12 protein-coding genes are annotated in these 14,838 nt (G+C 60.0%); 6 read left to right on the forward strand and 6 right to left on the reverse strand.

The window, feature by feature from the left end; genetic code table 11:
* Nucleotides 1-70 precede the first annotated feature (70 nt).
* Nucleotides 71-475: an SPW repeat domain-containing protein gene (locus AB8B20_RS02565; RefSeq protein ID WP_439058274.1), complete on the forward strand. Its 405-nt coding sequence runs from the start codon at nt 71-73 to the stop codon at nt 473-475.
* Nucleotides 476-542: 67 nt separating this feature from the next.
* Here AB8B20_RS02565 and AB8B20_RS02570 read toward each other — a convergent pair whose 3' ends face one another.
* Nucleotides 543-1,178: an HAD-IA family hydrolase gene (locus AB8B20_RS02570; RefSeq protein ID WP_089264461.1), complete on the reverse strand. Its 636-nt coding sequence runs from the start codon at nt 1,176-1,178 to the stop codon at nt 543-545.
* A 228-nt stretch (nt 1,179-1,406) separates the two neighbouring features.
* On the opposite strand from AB8B20_RS02570, the gene AB8B20_RS02575 reads away from it, so the two are divergent.
* Nucleotides 1,407-1,547: a hypothetical protein gene (locus AB8B20_RS02575; RefSeq protein WP_165826921.1), complete on the forward strand. Its 141-nt coding sequence runs from the start codon at nt 1,407-1,409 to the stop codon at nt 1,545-1,547.
* Between the two features lie 108 nt (nt 1,548-1,655).
* Here the strand turns inward: AB8B20_RS02575 and AB8B20_RS02580 are convergent, their stop codons facing one another.
* The 4 genes from AB8B20_RS02580 to AB8B20_RS02595 all read right to left on the reverse strand — a co-directional run bounded on the left by AB8B20_RS02580 (nt 1,656) and on the right by AB8B20_RS02595 (nt 7,679).
* Nucleotides 1,656-2,615 carry a hypothetical protein gene (locus AB8B20_RS02580; protein WP_439071578.1) on the reverse strand — a complete coding sequence of 320 codons (960 nt, stop codon included), beginning with the start codon at nt 2,613-2,615 and terminating at the stop codon, nt 1,656-1,658.
* A gap of 15 nt (nt 2,616-2,630) precedes the next feature.
* Nucleotides 2,631-5,609, reverse strand: a complete 2,979-nt coding sequence (uvrA, locus tag AB8B20_RS02585; protein WP_439071579.1) for an excinuclease ABC subunit UvrA — start codon at nt 5,607-5,609, stop codon at nt 2,631-2,633.
* Nucleotides 5,610-5,939: 330 nt separating this feature from the next.
* Complete coding sequence (locus AB8B20_RS02590; RefSeq protein WP_439063814.1) at nt 5,940-6,698, reverse strand: outer membrane protein; 759 nt, start codon at nt 6,696-6,698, stop codon at nt 5,940-5,942.
* Between the two features lie 249 nt (nt 6,699-6,947).
* Nucleotides 6,948-7,679, reverse strand: coding sequence for an outer membrane protein (locus AB8B20_RS02595; protein WP_439071580.1), 732 nt, complete (start codon nt 7,677-7,679; stop codon nt 6,948-6,950).
* 465 nt (nt 7,680-8,144) lie between these two features.
* Here AB8B20_RS02595 and AB8B20_RS02600 point away from each other — a divergent pair, with 465 nt between their 5' ends.
* Entirely contained in the window at nt 8,145-8,654 is a 510-nt protein-coding gene (locus tag AB8B20_RS02600; RefSeq protein WP_092142634.1) for a single-stranded DNA-binding protein, read from the forward strand.
* 637 nt (nt 8,655-9,291) lie between these two features.
* Here the strand turns inward: AB8B20_RS02600 and AB8B20_RS02605 are convergent.
* Nucleotides 9,292-9,825 carry a class I SAM-dependent methyltransferase gene (locus tag AB8B20_RS02605; RefSeq protein ID WP_439071581.1) on the reverse strand — a complete coding sequence of 178 codons (534 nt, stop codon included), beginning with the start codon at nt 9,823-9,825 and terminating at the stop codon, nt 9,292-9,294.
* A 228-nt stretch (nt 9,826-10,053) separates the two neighbouring features.
* On the opposite strand from AB8B20_RS02605, the gene AB8B20_RS02610 reads away from it, so the two are divergent.
* The 3 genes from AB8B20_RS02610 (at nt 10,054) to gyrA (ending at nt 14,718) form a co-directional block, all read left to right on the forward strand.
* Nucleotides 10,054-10,878 (forward strand): AAA family ATPase, encoded by an 825-nt coding sequence (locus AB8B20_RS02610; protein ID WP_439071582.1) that lies wholly within the window; start codon nt 10,054-10,056, stop codon nt 10,876-10,878.
* Nucleotides 10,879-11,336: 458 nt separating this feature from the next.
* A complete protein-coding gene (locus AB8B20_RS02615; RefSeq protein ID WP_439071583.1) occupies nt 11,337-11,741 on the forward strand; it encodes a DUF2306 domain-containing protein in 405 nt (134 codons plus the stop codon).
* Between the two features lie 205 nt (nt 11,742-11,946).
* On the forward strand, nt 11,947-14,718 hold the full coding sequence (gene gyrA / locus AB8B20_RS02620; RefSeq protein WP_439071584.1) for a DNA gyrase subunit A: 2,772 nt from the start codon (nt 11,947-11,949) through the stop codon (nt 14,716-14,718).
* The last annotated feature ends 120 nt before the right edge of the window (nt 14,719-14,838 follow it).

Here is a 14,838-nt window from a genome sequence, read left to right on the forward strand (position 1 = left end):
ATCGGTCGTTTGACAGTTGGAGTGTCATGCCAACGGCCGCTGACGTATGCCTCTTTTGGAGGAGGTCACGATGTCAGACTCTCGGTTTCTCGGTACGCATCGCACGTGGGAAGACTGGTTTGGCATGGCGCTTGGCGTCCTGATTGCGCTCTCGCCCTGGTTTCCTACGCAGAACGGTCATCAATATGCCGGGGGGACCCCCAGCGCCATAATCATTAATACGGTGGCGGTTGGCGTCCTGGTATTTGGCCTTGCGCAGCTTGAGTATGTCGCGCTGCAACGCTGGGAGGAGGTGGCCGCGATCATTCTCGGCCTGTGGCTGATCGTCTCGCCACTTTTCCTCGGTTATTCCGGTGATGGCATGCTCAGATTCATCCATACCTGCCTCGGCGGTCTCGTGGTGCTGCTGGCAGCACTGCAGTTGTGGCAGGACTGGGATTTGAGTGATGGGGAAATGGCCCAGCACGGGCAGTGACAACAAGCGATCAGGCCCGCCGGTCTTGTCGTGAGGCCGGCGGGTTTCGTCTGTCTGTGGCCGGCTGTTAGCGTCCTGGCACAGCCAGCGTCGCGATGACTTCGTCGATCCGGGAAAACACATAATTCGGCGTGCGCGCTTTCAGGGCCGCTCCGCTGGTATAGCCCCACGTCACCGCGCCGAAATCGATTCCGGCCTCGCGTGCCGCGTCGATATCGCGGATCTCGTCGCCGATGCTGATCGTGTCATCGACAGAGATTCCGGTGAGCTCGAGGATGCGCTGGAACTTGGCCGTTTTGCCGAACAGGCCGGCGCCGCAGGCGAAATAGGCGACGTGCTGATCGAGATCGCCGAGCACGTGTCGGACATTGTCCTCGCTGTCGGAGCTGACGATCGCAATCGTCATGCCACGCGCCTTCAATTCACAGAACATGCGGTCGACGCCTGGGAACAGCGAAATGCGGTCGATCTGCTGCGCCTTGCGCTTGCGCATGTCGCGCGCAATCAACGGGATCCGCCATTTGGCGACACCGAGCAGCCGGATCAGCTCACCGGCGCCGACGCTCCGCAACTCGTCGATGCGGTCGCGTTCGACACGCTGAAACTTGTGCTTGTCGGCGACGGAATTGATGACGCTGAGAAACCACGAAAAGCTGTCGGACAGCGTCCCGTCGAAATCGAAGATGGCGAGCTTATAGGGCATGGCTGGCGGGCGGGGAGGTGGCCGGGGTCTCGGTCTCGGCTGGATGTTTGGCAGTGGCGGTCACGGGCTGGTTCTCGTCTGAGTCGTGGCCGATATGCGACCCGTCGCAAGGATGATCCCATCAGACCCGGTTTTCAACCCGCATTCGCGCGGCGAAACGATGCACGAGCCGCACGCAAGCGTGCTAAGCCCGTCATTACCGTTTCACATCACCCGCAGGAGGCCCTCATGGCAGACGATAGACCTAACCAGAAAGGCCCCAACACCAAGAAGAAGCAGAAGTGCAAGAATTGCGAAGGCAAGGGCCTGCTGAAGAAGGGCGAGAAGGTGGTGAAGTGCCAGCGTTGTCACGGGACGGGGCTGAGGTGAGGCATGAACGACGTCTTGGCGCGGATATCAATGCGGTTCTCGCATTTGCCGCGACACAACGCGATGATGAGCCCCGAATGTCACTACGCTCATCCGGGCTGCGTTCGCTCAAAGAGCGAAGTCTCGATCTCCACCATTGAATAAGCCGCGCTGATACCGTTCAACGAATGTAAGTAGTCGGTGATGCCACGGATCTTCCGGTCCTGTGAACGGTATTAAGGTCCAACGATAGCCAGTGACCATCTTCTCCGCATGGTGCCAATCCGCATCGACGATTGTTATCGGCATGTACAGCGAAATGAAGAGACCTTTGGCCTCTCCACGCACACGAGCCTCATATATATCACTCTGAGCTTGATCCATAAATTGGTGCAAAATGGCAGTGACTAGCTTGGATGCATTCCTATCATCGTTTGAATTTATTGAGCGATCGGTAGCAAGCATTGCAGTGCAATCGATCGCAATTATGCCTGGAACGCCAGAATTCGATATTTGCCTTCCTGCTTTTCGCAAGTTTCGGCCAAATCCATTACGATTTCTTGGCCGCTTAGCAGCAACACCCAGTTCTAAGCAGTCGTCTAGTGAGACAATGATATCTGGTTCAGCGAATCTGAATTTATATCCACTGAGTTGCACGATTGCGGCCACGAGCGCCTCGTACTGATAGTCCCAAGAGTTCGAATATTTAGGGATAACGCTGGGATGCGTACCAGAAAGCAAGTGTTCGAGGTGACGACGCCAAATCTCGGCGCTAGGTGTTGCGGATGCAGCCTCAAAAATTTTTCTTAGTTGATTTAGTTCGACGCTCGTATGGATAAGCTGCATCGCGTCGGAAAAGGAAAGCTTTTCACGATAGCTAGCTTTCTGCTTGATGCTTTTGAGAAGGCGCTCGTATGATCCGAGACGGGAACTTTTTACAGAGAAGCCTAAGCTCTCGATCAACGCAGAAAGGCCTTCTAGCTCTTTGTGTTGTTCTGCGAAGGATCGGGGAGAGTAGTTATGATAGTTTGACAGCTCTTCCCATCGGATTCGCGGATTTTCCTTCGTTGAGGCCGTCTCGTCTGCCACTAAGCTTCTCGCTATTTATTCCGCCGCTTCGCTCGCCTGCTTCCGCTTCTTCGGCTTGCCCGCCTTTTCCAGCACCGGCTTCAGGAATTTGCCCGTATAGCTGCGCGGTGCCTTGACGATATCTTCCGGCGGCCCCCAGGCGACGATTTCACCGCCGCCGTCGCCGCCTTCGGGGCCGAGGTCGATGACCCAGTCGGCGGTCTTGATGACTTCGAGATTATGCTCGATCACCACCACCGTGTTGCCCTGCGCCACCAGCTCATGCAGCACTTCGAGCAGTTTGGCGACGTCGTGGAAGTGGAGTCCCGTGGTCGGCTCGTCGAGAATGTAGAGCGTGCGACCGGTCGCGCGCTTGCTCAGCTCCTTGGCAAGCTTCACCCGCTGCGCTTCGCCGCCGGATAGCGTCGTCGCCTGCTGGCCGACATGGATGTAATCCAGTCCAACGCGATGCAGGGTTTTAAAAGTCTCGCGCACGCGCGGCACCGCCTTGAAGAAGTCGGCGGCTTCTTCCACGGTCATGTCGAGTACGTCGGCGATCGACTTGCCCTTGAACAGGACTTCGAGCGTCTCGCGGTTGTAGCGCTTGCCCTTGCAGGTATCGCAGGTGACATAGACGTCGGGCAGGAAGTGCATCTCGATCTTGATGACGCCGTCGCCCTGGCAAGCCTCGCAGCGGCCGCCCTTGACGTTGAACGAGAACCGGCCGGCCTCGTAGCCGCGTGCCTTGGATTCCGGCAGGCCGGCAAACCATTCGCGGATCGGCGTGAAGGCGCCGGTATAGGTCGCCGGATTGGAGCGCGGCGTGCGGCCGATCGGCGACTGGTCGATCTCGATGATCTTGTCGATATGCTCCAGGCCCTCGATGCGGTCATGCGGCGCGGCGCCTTCGCTGGCGCCGTTGAGCTTTCGCGCGATCGCCTTGTAGAGCGTGTCGATCAGCAGCGTCGACTTGCCGCCACCGGAGACGCCGGTCACCGCGGTGAACAGCCCGAGCGGGACTTCCGCCGAGACGTTCTTGAGATTGTTGCCGCGCGCATTGATCACCTTGATGGTGCGGCGATGGTTCGGCGGACGACGCTCCGGCACCGGCACCGACATTTCGCCGGTGAGATATTTGCCGGTCAGCGACTTCGGATTCTTCATCACCTCCTGTGGCGTGCCCTGGGCGACGATGTTGCCGCCATGAGTACCCGCGCCGGGGCCGACATCCACCACGTAGTCGGCCGCGATCACCGCGTCCTCGTCATGCTCGACCACGATCACGGTATTGCCGAGATCGCGCAGCCGCCGCAGCGTATCGAGCAGGCGTGCATTGTCGCGCTGATGCAGGCCGATCGATGGCTCGTCGAGCACATAAAGCACGCCGGTGAGGCCCGAGCCGATCTGTGACGCCAGGCGAATACGTTGGCTTTCGCCGCCGGACAGCGTGCCGCTTGAGCGCGCCAGCGTGAGATAGTTGAGGCCGACATCGAGCAGGAAGGAGAGGCGCTCGCGGATTTCCTTGAGGATGCGGACGGCGATCTCGTTCTGCTGCTTGTTGAGCAAATCCGGCACGGACTCGAACCAGTCGCCAGCCTTGCGCACCGACATTTCCGAGATGTTGCCGATATGCTTGCCGCCGATCTTCACACTGAGCGCTTCGGGCTTCAGTCGATAACCCTCGCAGGCATCGCAGGGCACGTCGGAAAAATACTTGCCGAGTTCTTCGCGCGCCCATTCGCTTTCGGTCTCGCGGAAGCGGCGGTCGATATTGGTGACGACGCCCTCGAACGGCTTCTTGGTGTCATAGGAGCGCACGCCGTCTTCATAGGAGAACTTGATCTCGTCATCGCCCGAGCCGTGCAGGATGGCGTTCTGCGTCTTCTTCGGCAGATCCTTCCACTTGGTGTCGAGGGTGAACTTGTAGAACTTGCCGAGCGCGGTCAGCGTCTGGATGTAATAAGGCGACGACGACTTCGCCCAGGGCGCGATGGCGCCCTTGCGCAGCGTCAGCTCCTTGTCGGGAATGACCAGGTCGGCATCGATGGTCTGCTCGACACCGAGGCCACCGCATTTCGGACAGGCGCCATAGGGGTTGTTGAAAGAGAACAGGCGCGGTTCGATCTCGGGGATGGTGAAGCCGGAGACCGGGCAGGCGAACTTCTCGGAAAACAGGATGCGCTCGGCACCTGTCTTGTCGTGAATCTTCGCCACTTTCTTGTCGGATTTCTTTTCGTCCGCGGGAGCGGCAGGCGCGTCGGCATATTCGATAACCGCAAGACCTTCGGCGAGCTTCAGCGCGGTCTCAAAACTTTCCGCGAGGCGCTGGCCGATATCAGGACGCACCACGATGCGATCGACGACGACGTCGATGTCATGCGGAAACTTCTTGTCGAGTACGGGCGCTTCAGCGAGTTCATGGAAGGTACCGTCGATCTTGACGCGCTGAAAACCCTTTTTGAGATATTCGGCCAGCTCCTTGCGATACTCGCCCTTGCGACCGCGCACCACCGGCGCCAGCAGATACAGCCGCGTGCCTTCCGGCAGCGCCAGCACGCGGTCGACCATCATCGACACCGTCTGGCTTTCGATCGGAAGACCCGTCGCCGGCGAATAGGGAATGCCGACGCGTGCCCACAGCAGGCGCATATAATCGTAGATCTCGGTGACGGTGCCGACGGTCGAGCGCGGATTCTTCGAGGTGGTCTTCTGCTCGATGGAGATGGCCGGCGACAGGCCGTCGATCTGGTCGACATCCGGCTTCTGCATCATCTCGAGGAATTGCCGGGCGTAAGCCGACAGCGACTCCACGTAGCGGCGCTGGCCTTCGGCATAGATCGTGTCGAAGGCGAGGGACGATTTGCCGGAGCCGGACAGGCCTGTGAACACCACCAGCTTGTCGCGCGGGATCGTCAGGTCGACATTCTTGAGATTGTGCTCGCGGGCGCCGCGGATGGTGATGCTGCGCATGTTCGTGGCGGCCTGCTGCCGCTTCGCCTTGATGATCTCGTCCATAACAGGCAATTCCCCAGCGCGCGAGACGCGCTCATCCGGGCGCGCACCGCCGGCCGGGCCGGGATCAACGCCGATTGATTGTCATCGGAACATAGGAAGAACGAGGACGGATTTCCAGTGCTCCGCAGCAACGATCAACGGTTTGTTGGCGGAGGGGTTGCGAGGCAAGGCTGCAAATCGAACGGCCTGCGCAGGACAGGTCTTCCGGTATCGGGCTCATGCCAGTGAACGGCCAATCGGGAGCGCGTCAGGGCTGAGCGAGCTGCCAGCAAAAAGCCCGGCGCGAGGCCGGGCCAAGTTTGTCGGAATGAGGGAAGGCGGTCGCAGTTCTCAATACTTGGCGATGACAGGGCCGCCCCACTTGTAGTTGATGCGGGCGGTGACGACGTCGACGTCCTGGCTGATGCGATCGATACGCGAGGTCACAGGAAGTGTCACAGCGGTGAAGCTGTTGCTGCTGGTCTCCATGAACAGATGGTCGTATTCGACCGCGAAGGACCAGTTTGGCGTGAAGCCATATTCCAGGCCAACGCCAACCGTACCGCCCCAGCGGGTTTCCTTGGCGTTATCGAATACGACATTGGTTCCCACGGTGTAGCCCTGATACTTGTCGCTCGTCACGGCAGCGCCGCCCTTCACGTAAAGAAGGGTGTTGTTCCAGGCGTAACCGATCTGGCCGGTGAACAGGCCGAAGGCTTCGATCTTGGACCGGTTACCGGTCGTACCGAGTACGAGCTGGCTGACATTCGAGCCCTTGAAGTCTGCCCAGTTGCCCTGTGCTTCCAGACCGAACACCCAAGCAGTGCTCTGCCAGCGATAGCCGATCTGACCGCCAGCCGTGCCGCCGCTTGCGTCATGGCATCCCTCGCTGAAGGCCAGTGCGGCACCGAGAACCTGGGTCGTGTCCCAGCATTTGCGGCTCGTTCCCCAACCGCCGTTGCCGCCGATATAGAAACCGGTCCAGTCATAGACGACGGCGATCATCGGAGGCGCCTTGGTGTAGGGCCGTGCTGCGAGATCGGCCGCAGAAGCGGACGTTGCCGAGCCGAGAACAGCGAGGGCGGCGGATGCGAGCAGAATTTTCTTCATGGCATGCTCCCCTTGTGAGTGTTTCAACTCTAGCGCGATTCAGGCGATCGGGCTGTGCCTTCCTTGCAACGGAGGAAAACAAACGCAATAGTTGCGTGAAAATTCTTGCGCTACAGTCGTGGGTAGTATTCGACCGCAGGCGATGGGTTAGCTCTTAATCTCTCCGGAATCCGGGCTTCCAGCCAAACAAAAAGGCCGGCGTTTCCGCCGGCCTTTCCGTAGTCACGAGCCTGAAATCAGGCGCGAAGCTCAGTACTTCGCAACAACCGGGCCACCCCAGTTGAAGCGGTAGTTCAGGCCAGCCTTGACGGTGTGCTCGTCGTTGCGGGACGACAGGCCGACGATGCCAATCGGCGACGGAGCAGCGAAGGTGGTCTTGCCGAAGTCGTAGTACTGGTACTCAACCTTGCCCGACCAATTCTGGGTGAACAGGTATTCGAGGCCGGCGCCGACGGTGTAACCGTCATGCTTGGTGCCAGCTGCGAAGGCAACCGGAACGGCGCCAACGGTCGTGACCAGCGATTCGCTGTAGTCGGAGTAAGCGTAGCCGCCCTTCACGTAGAGCAGTGCCGGACCCCAGGTGTAACCGATACGACCGGTGACCGAGGCGAGGCCCTTCTGGTTCAGGTTGTAGGTGACGCCAGCCGGAACGAAAGCGACGTTGGTGTTGTTCGAACCAACCCAGCTGTACTGACCTTCGATGCCGAACACCCAGTTCGGAGCGAACTGGTAGTCGTAACCGATCTGCACGCCGCCGAGGAAGCGACCGTCCGAATTGTCGGAAGTGCCGCCGAAGCCGTTCGAACCATTGAACGCGCCGCCGACGTGACCGCCGATGTAGAAACCGGTCCAGTTGTAGATCGGGGCGGGAACATAGGCCGGAGCCTTGGTGTAGGGACGAGCGGCGAGGTCAGCGGCCATTGCCGGAACCGAAGCGCCCAGAGCGATCAAGGCAACGGTGCCCAAAAGAAACTTCTTCATGTGAATTCTCCCCAAAATTGCTTCGCGTCGGCGAAGCCTCGTGTCCCGGCGCAAGCGCCAAATGCAATTCAGTGATCGAAATATACGCAAGTCTGCCAAAAAGTCCGTCACCCAAATAGCACACTCGTCTTCGATGTTTGGCCGTTTCTAAGTTAATGAAAGGTATATGAATTTTGGCGGGGCGCGGTTCCCTTCGGGTTCCACTATTGCTCGACTCAGACGCGACAGCGACGACTCGGCACTTCGTCGTCGCCCAACAATTCGCCAAGGGGTGTCCTTGAGAACAAAAATGGAACATGCTATATACGAGGACGATCATATAAGAGATCGTGGATAACCCGGTCGCGGGGGCCTGCGCGGGAGCGCGGACCGTATAGGGTCCCATCATCAGCGGCGTTTGCGCGCGGGCCAGGGCCTGCGCCGGCGCCCAATCAGCAAATTCAGGTTCGAGCGTAGGAGAGTGGTATGGCGGGTAGCGTCAACAAGGTGATTTTGGTCGGCAATCTCGGCAAGGATCCAGAAGTCCGCCGGATGCAGAACGGCAACCCGGTCGTCAACCTGACCGTCGCGACCTCGGATACCTGGCGCGACAAGGGCACCGGCGAGCGCAAGGAAAAGACCGAGTGGCACCGCGTCGTGATTTTCAGCGAAGGTCTCGCCAAGGTCGCTGAGCAGTATCTGAAGAAGGGCGCCAAGGTTTATATCGAAGGCGCGCTGCAGACCCGCAAATGGACTGATCCGCAGGGTGTCGAGAAATACTCCACCGAGATCGTGCTGCAGGGCTTCAATTCGACGCTGACCATGCTCGACGGCAAGGGCGGCGGCGCGGGTGGTGGCGGCGGTTACGGCGGCGATGACATGGGCGACAGCTTCGGCGGCGGCCAGTCGAGCGCTCCGCCGCAGCGCCGCGTGGCCGCACCGGCAGGTGGCGGTGGTGGCCGTGGCAGCGACATGGATGACGACATCCCGTTCTGACTGTTGGTTGGAGCTGTGTGTAAACTAAAAAACGCTTTCGTCGCTTCTTCAATGACTTAGCGTTTTTCAGCTTCCGGATTGCCGACGAGACTCGATCAGATTCTGTGGGGCCCGCTTGTGTAAACAAGGGGGGCTTTCGTTTGATAAATCAACGCATTGCCAGCCGATTTCGCGTAAAGCCCGTTGTAATGGAGGGCGGCGAGAGGTTTGGGCTTCTCTTGGACAGGGAGAGCGGGCTGCCGGACCCTTGGGCTAGCTGAGCACAACATTCGCATGATGGCCGCGCTCGTTGAGCCGCTTGCACAGCGCGTGGGCGAAGGTGGTCTTTCCTGCGGCTGCCGGGCCAAAGAACTCGATGATCATGCTCCCGAACCTCAAGAGGTTGTTGGTGCCTGCACGATTCGCCGAGGGTCCTGCACCTGAGGAAACAGGCGTTCCCGCTTTCGCGCCGCGACAATAAAACTCTCCGCCAATAATCCCGGCACCTTGAGCCTCCGGCACGCCTTTTCGAATGGCTCGATCAGCGCCTCGCAGAGATGTGGAAACAACCGGCCCGGTCGCGGGAGATAGCCGTAATACGTGCTCTCCACGACCTCAAATCCCTCATCCGACAGCAGGCTTGAAAATTGATACAAAGTCAGGGTGTGTCGAGGTCTGCTCGGATATCCCAGTTCAGGACACGACTGAACGACCCGATGGGTGACGTTGCATTGAGCTGGATATTGCACACCAATATGCCGTCGTTGCGAAGATGCCGATAGATCGCCCGCAATGCGTCGCGCCTAAGCGTGTCTTCTGCATTCAAGAAGAACCGAAATGCGGTGGCAACGTCAAATGTCTGTTCGAGAGGAACCTTGGTGACGTCGACGCATAGCAGCGTCACGTTGTCTGGCACCGAAGCTGCCGAAAGCATCGCTTCTGACACATCGACCCCGACAACCGAGCCGAACAACCGAGCGGCGACCTTCGCAATGCGTCCGGTTCCGCAGGCGAAGTCGAGGCTTGTTCGCTGTGGCCCTCCGAGCCGGCGCAGAATGCTTTCGAGCAAGGGCTGTTCGACGTCCCGCCACAATGCCGCGCAATGGCCCACCTCGAAGGTGGTGACGTAGTCGGCAACGACATCAACCGACTGGTGGCTCGCGCGATAGCTGAACGTGTCTCCGTTGAGCATAAGGATATGTCCCTCGAGTCCGCCGACGCTAACCTCGATGTCGGGACGACGTCTTCATGCATTCGCACGATGCCGGAACGGAGCGGCAGGCGTGATCCGACTAGTCGACGGGCGACAGTCCGCGGATCCGAACAGTCATTCAAATGAACGTTGGTGTGGTTTGTAATCCGGCTAAGCTCTGACCTGCAGGTAAATGACGGCTTGTTCCGAGGCGCTGGGCATTCCACCATGATCATCGAGTTATTTGGGCCGCCTGGTGCAGGCAAGACCACACTTCTTCGCGGCCTCTGCCGGGGGCTGGCGCAAGAAGGCATCAACCTGAAGACAGTGAACGGTTATCGCCTGATTGAATATGCGTCGGCCCAGGATGACGGCCCGGAGACGCGCCATGGCATTGGGCGTATTGGCAGAAAGATTGCCACCTCCGGTCCTGTCTTGCTATCGACCCTGCCGAAGGACGGTGTCGCGGCGCGGCTTCTAGCATCAATCCCGCTACGAAGCCGCACATGGTCGTGGCGCATGAAGGTCGACATCGCTCTACTGTGCGAATCTTGGCGTAAAGCGCAGGAATCGGAAGGTTACTTCATTTTTGAAGAAGGCCTGATCCAGGCATTGTGTGCGCTGGTTTTGCTGGCGCGAACTCCAAGCATTGACGTGGTTCGTGACTGCCTAGCGTTCCTTCCGCGACCGGACCTGCTTGTCCAGCTCGATGCGCCGCAGGAAACGTTGCGCCGCCGTCTTACGGATCGGCATGCGCACCAGCCGCTCATCGAAGTCCTCCTGTTCGAACTCGGCGTGGACAGGGGCTTGAAGCAGGCCAATATCTCAAGGGAGATCGGCGAGTGCTTGCGCCGGGACGGATGGTCCTTGATACAAGTCAACGGTGCCGACCCCCTCAATTTCGATAAGGTCATCACGCGAGTCCTGGGAGAGCATATCAATGAGACCGCCCTGGGTGACCAAGGCGATAAAAGCCAAACCACTGGATTAGCTGGCAACTGTGAACTTGATGGATCTCAACATTTCGCACGGGGGCCTGGTGGCAGCATCTGACGCTCGCTCACGATTTGAATCATTGCGTGGTCGAGCCCCGGTCCGCCCGGAGCGAGGCATGGATACTTTGGGTCGCCTCGACTAGCGCGGTCCCCTGTCTCGGAGAGCCTTGCGTCCGAAACCAACCATTCAGCCACGATCAGCCCGTGAGGCGCGCACGAAACAAAGTGCAGCCGTCCGCCAGGCGCGACCTGGAGATATCCCGGAATCCAGCCTCGGTCACCGGCGCGCTCCTCGACCGCCTCACGCATCACGTCCATAACCACATATAACCCTTCTGATCTGCTGTCAGGACGTCCTGAACTTCTGCATCGCGCGCTGTGAGCTGATTGCTCGCAGCGCGTTTTGCTTTTTTGAGGGGACGGTTAGCTGCGGCAACGTGGCGGCAATATGATCTTTACAATGGAAAGATTTCTGCGATGGTGAGCTGACTCTGCCTCCTGAACGCGAGGGCCACCATGTCGCTGCAGCCGCTGCTTGATGCCGCCGCTCCAATCCCGCTGCATGCTTTTGCGGCCATGGTCGCATTCGTGCTCGGTGTCGTTCAATTAATCGCGCCCAAGGGCACGCTACCGCACAAGACGCTCGGCTGGATCTGGGTGGCGTTGCTCGCCACCGTTGCGATCAGCTCGTTTGGGATCCATGGCCATAGCTACCGGCTGTGGCGAGACTGGAGCCCGATCCACCTGCTGTCGATCATCGCGCCGGTGATGCTGGTGGTCGGAGTGGTCGCCGCGCGCCGGCACCGCGTCAGGGCGCATGCCATCACCATGATTTCGATCTTCGCCGGCGCCCTGGTGATCGCCGGCGTGTTCACCCTTGTGCCCGGCCGGGTCATGCACACCGTGGTGTTCGGTCGCTAGATTGCCGCAAGACGGGCGCATGATTTTCGCAAGATTCGGCTGCTTTGGGCTGGCTTATTCGGGGGCACTTCACAAGCCCTGTACAGCTCCCGTAAGCATTTGAAAAATCAGCAGGAAAATAGAGCCGCGGGCGTTGTCTGCGGGGTGGCTTGAAGCCGCGCGATGCGCTATATGATTCCCAGCAAAACCTGACCGGAAATCATCCTTGTCCGACACTGAAGACCAGAAGCCTGGGGAGCCACCGGCCCCCTCGGATATTCGTCCCGTATCCATCCTCGATGAGATGAAGCGTTCGTATCTCGATTACGCCATGAGCGTGATCGTGGCGCGTGCGCTGCCGGATGCGCGCGACGGCTTGAAGCCGGTGCATCGCCGCATTCTCTACGCGATGTACGAGAACGGCTTCGAGTGGAACAAGCCGTATCGCAAGTCGGCGCGAACCGTCGGCGACGTGATCGGTAAATATCATCCGCATGGCGACCAGTCGGTCTATGACGCCATGGTCCGCATGGCGCAGGACTTCTCGATGCGCGTGCCGCTGATCGACGGTCAGGGCAATTTCGGTTCGGTGGATGGCGATCAGGCCGCCGCGATGCGATACACGGAATCGCGCCTGACCAAGATCGCGCAGTCGCTGCTCGACGATCTCGACAAGGACACGGTCGACTATCAGGACAACTACGACGGCTCGTTCCGCGAGCCACGCGTGTTGCCCGCCAAGTTTCCCAATCTGCTGGTCAATGGCGGCGGCGGTATCGCCGTGGGCATGGCCACCAACATCCCGCCGCACAATCTCGGCGAAGTCATCGACGCCTGCGTCGCGCTGATCGATGATCCGTCGCTCACCATTGACGATCTGAACAAGATCATTCCGGGTCCGGATTTCCCGACCGGCGGCATCATCCTCGGCCGCGCCGGGATTCGTACGGCCTATCACACCGGCCGCGGCTCCATCGTGATGCGCGGCAAGGTCTCTATCGAGCCGACGCGCAAGGACCGCGAAGCGATCATCGTCTCTGAAATTCCCTACCAGGTGAACAAGGCCACCATGGTGGAGCGCATCGCCGAACTGGTGCGCGATAAGAAGATCGAAGGCATCTCCGATCTCAGAGACGAATCTGACCGCGACGGTTTTCGCGTCGTCGTCGAACTGAAGCGGGACGCGGTGCCGGAGGTGGTGCTCAACCAGCTTTACAAGTTCACGCCGCTGCAGACCAATTTCGGCGCCAACATGGTGGCGCTCGACACCGGCCGGCCGTTGCTGATGAACCTGAAGGACCTACTGACGATCTTCGTCGCGTTCCGCGAACAGGTCGTCACGCGCCGTACCAAGTTCCTGCTCAACAAGGCGCGCGATCGCGCGCATATCCTCGTCGGCCTGGCCATTGCGGTGGCGAATATCGACGAGGTCATTCGTGTGATCCGGACCTCGCCGGATCCGACCACTGCGCGCGATATCCTGATGGAGCGCCGCTGGCCGGCGCAGGATGTGGCGACGATGATGATGCTGATCGACGATCCGCGTCATCGCCTCGAGGAAGACGGCACCGCGCGGCTGTCCTTCGAACAGGCCAAGGCCATTCTCGACTTGCGCCTCGCACGTTTAACAGCTCTGGGCCGCGAGGAAATTTCCGACGAACTGGACAAGCTCGCCGTCGAGATTGCGGACTATCTGGAGATCCTGCGTTCGCGCGCGCGCGTTCAGGGCATCATCAAGGACGAGCTCGGCGCGGTGAAGGCGGAATTCGCGACGCCGCGCAAGACCGTCATCATGGAACAGGAAGGCGAGGTCGAAGACGAGGACCTGATCCAGCGCGAAGACATGGTGGTGACGGTGTCGCATCATGGCTACGTCAAGCGCGTGCCGCTTTCGACCTATCGGGCGCAGCGCCGCGGCGGCAAGGGCCGCTCCGGCATGGCGACGCGCGACGAGGATTTCGTCTCGCGTCTGTTCGTGGCCTCGACCCATACGCCGGTGCTGTTCTTCTCGTCGCGTGGCCAGGTCTACAAGGAAAAGGTCTGGCGTCTGCCGATCGCGCCGCCAAACGGCCGCGGCAAGGCGATGATCAACATCCTGCCGCTGGAGCAGGGCGAACGCATCACCACGATCATGCCGCTGCCTGAGGACGAGGCGACGTGGAACGATCTCGACGTGATGTTCGCGACGACAGGCGGCAACGTCCGCCGCAACAAGCTCTCTGACTTCGTCGATGTCAGGCGCTCCGGCATCATCGCGATGAAGCTCGATGAGGGCGAAGCGATCGTCGATGTGCAGATCGCCACCGAACATGATGACGTGCTGCTGACCGCTGCCGGCGGCCAGTGCATCCGTTTCCCGGTGACTGACGTCCGCGTATTCCAGGGCCGCAGCTCGATGGGCGTGCGCGGCATCTCGCTGGCGGACGGCGACAAGCTGATCTCGCTCACCATCCTGCGCCACCTCGAGGCCAATTCCGACGAACGCGCGGCCTATCTGCGCCGTGCCAATGCGGTACGTCGCGGCGGCGCCGAGGAGCGTGCCGATGTTGCGGACGAAGCGGCGGCTGCCGTGGAGACCGAAGAGGCGACGGGAGCCATCGAACTCGGCGAGCAGCGCTATGTCGAGATGTCGGCCAGTGAGCAGTTCGTACTGACCATCAGCGAGAACGGCTACGGTAAGCGGACCTCGTCGTTCGAGTACCGCACCACCGGCCGCGGCGGTAAGGGCATCGTCGCGATGTCGGTCAACAACCGTAATGGCAAGCTGATCGCTTCGTTCCCGGTCGAGGACAGCGACCAGATCATGCTTGTCACCGACAAGGGCCAGCTCATCCGCTGCCCGGTGGAAGGTATCCGCATTGCCGGCCGTTCGACCCAGGGCGTCATCGTGTTCAACACGGCTGACGACGAACACGTCGTGTCGGTCGAGCATATCGGCGAGGCGGGCGAGGGCGAAGAGGGCGAGAATGGCAACGGTGCGCCGGTGGCGGAGGGCTGAGGCTCTCCGCATCCGCCTTCGACAAGTCGATCAAAAAAGCCCGGGGTTATGCCGCGGGCTTTTTGCTTGCAGAGACAATCGTCGGCGTCGTCGGCCGGTCTCGGACCTCACATCCCAATT

Source organism: Tardiphaga sp. 866_E4_N1_4 (assembly GCF_052076075.1).
Lineage (GTDB): Bacteria > Pseudomonadota > Alphaproteobacteria > Rhizobiales > Xanthobacteraceae > Tardiphaga > Tardiphaga robiniae.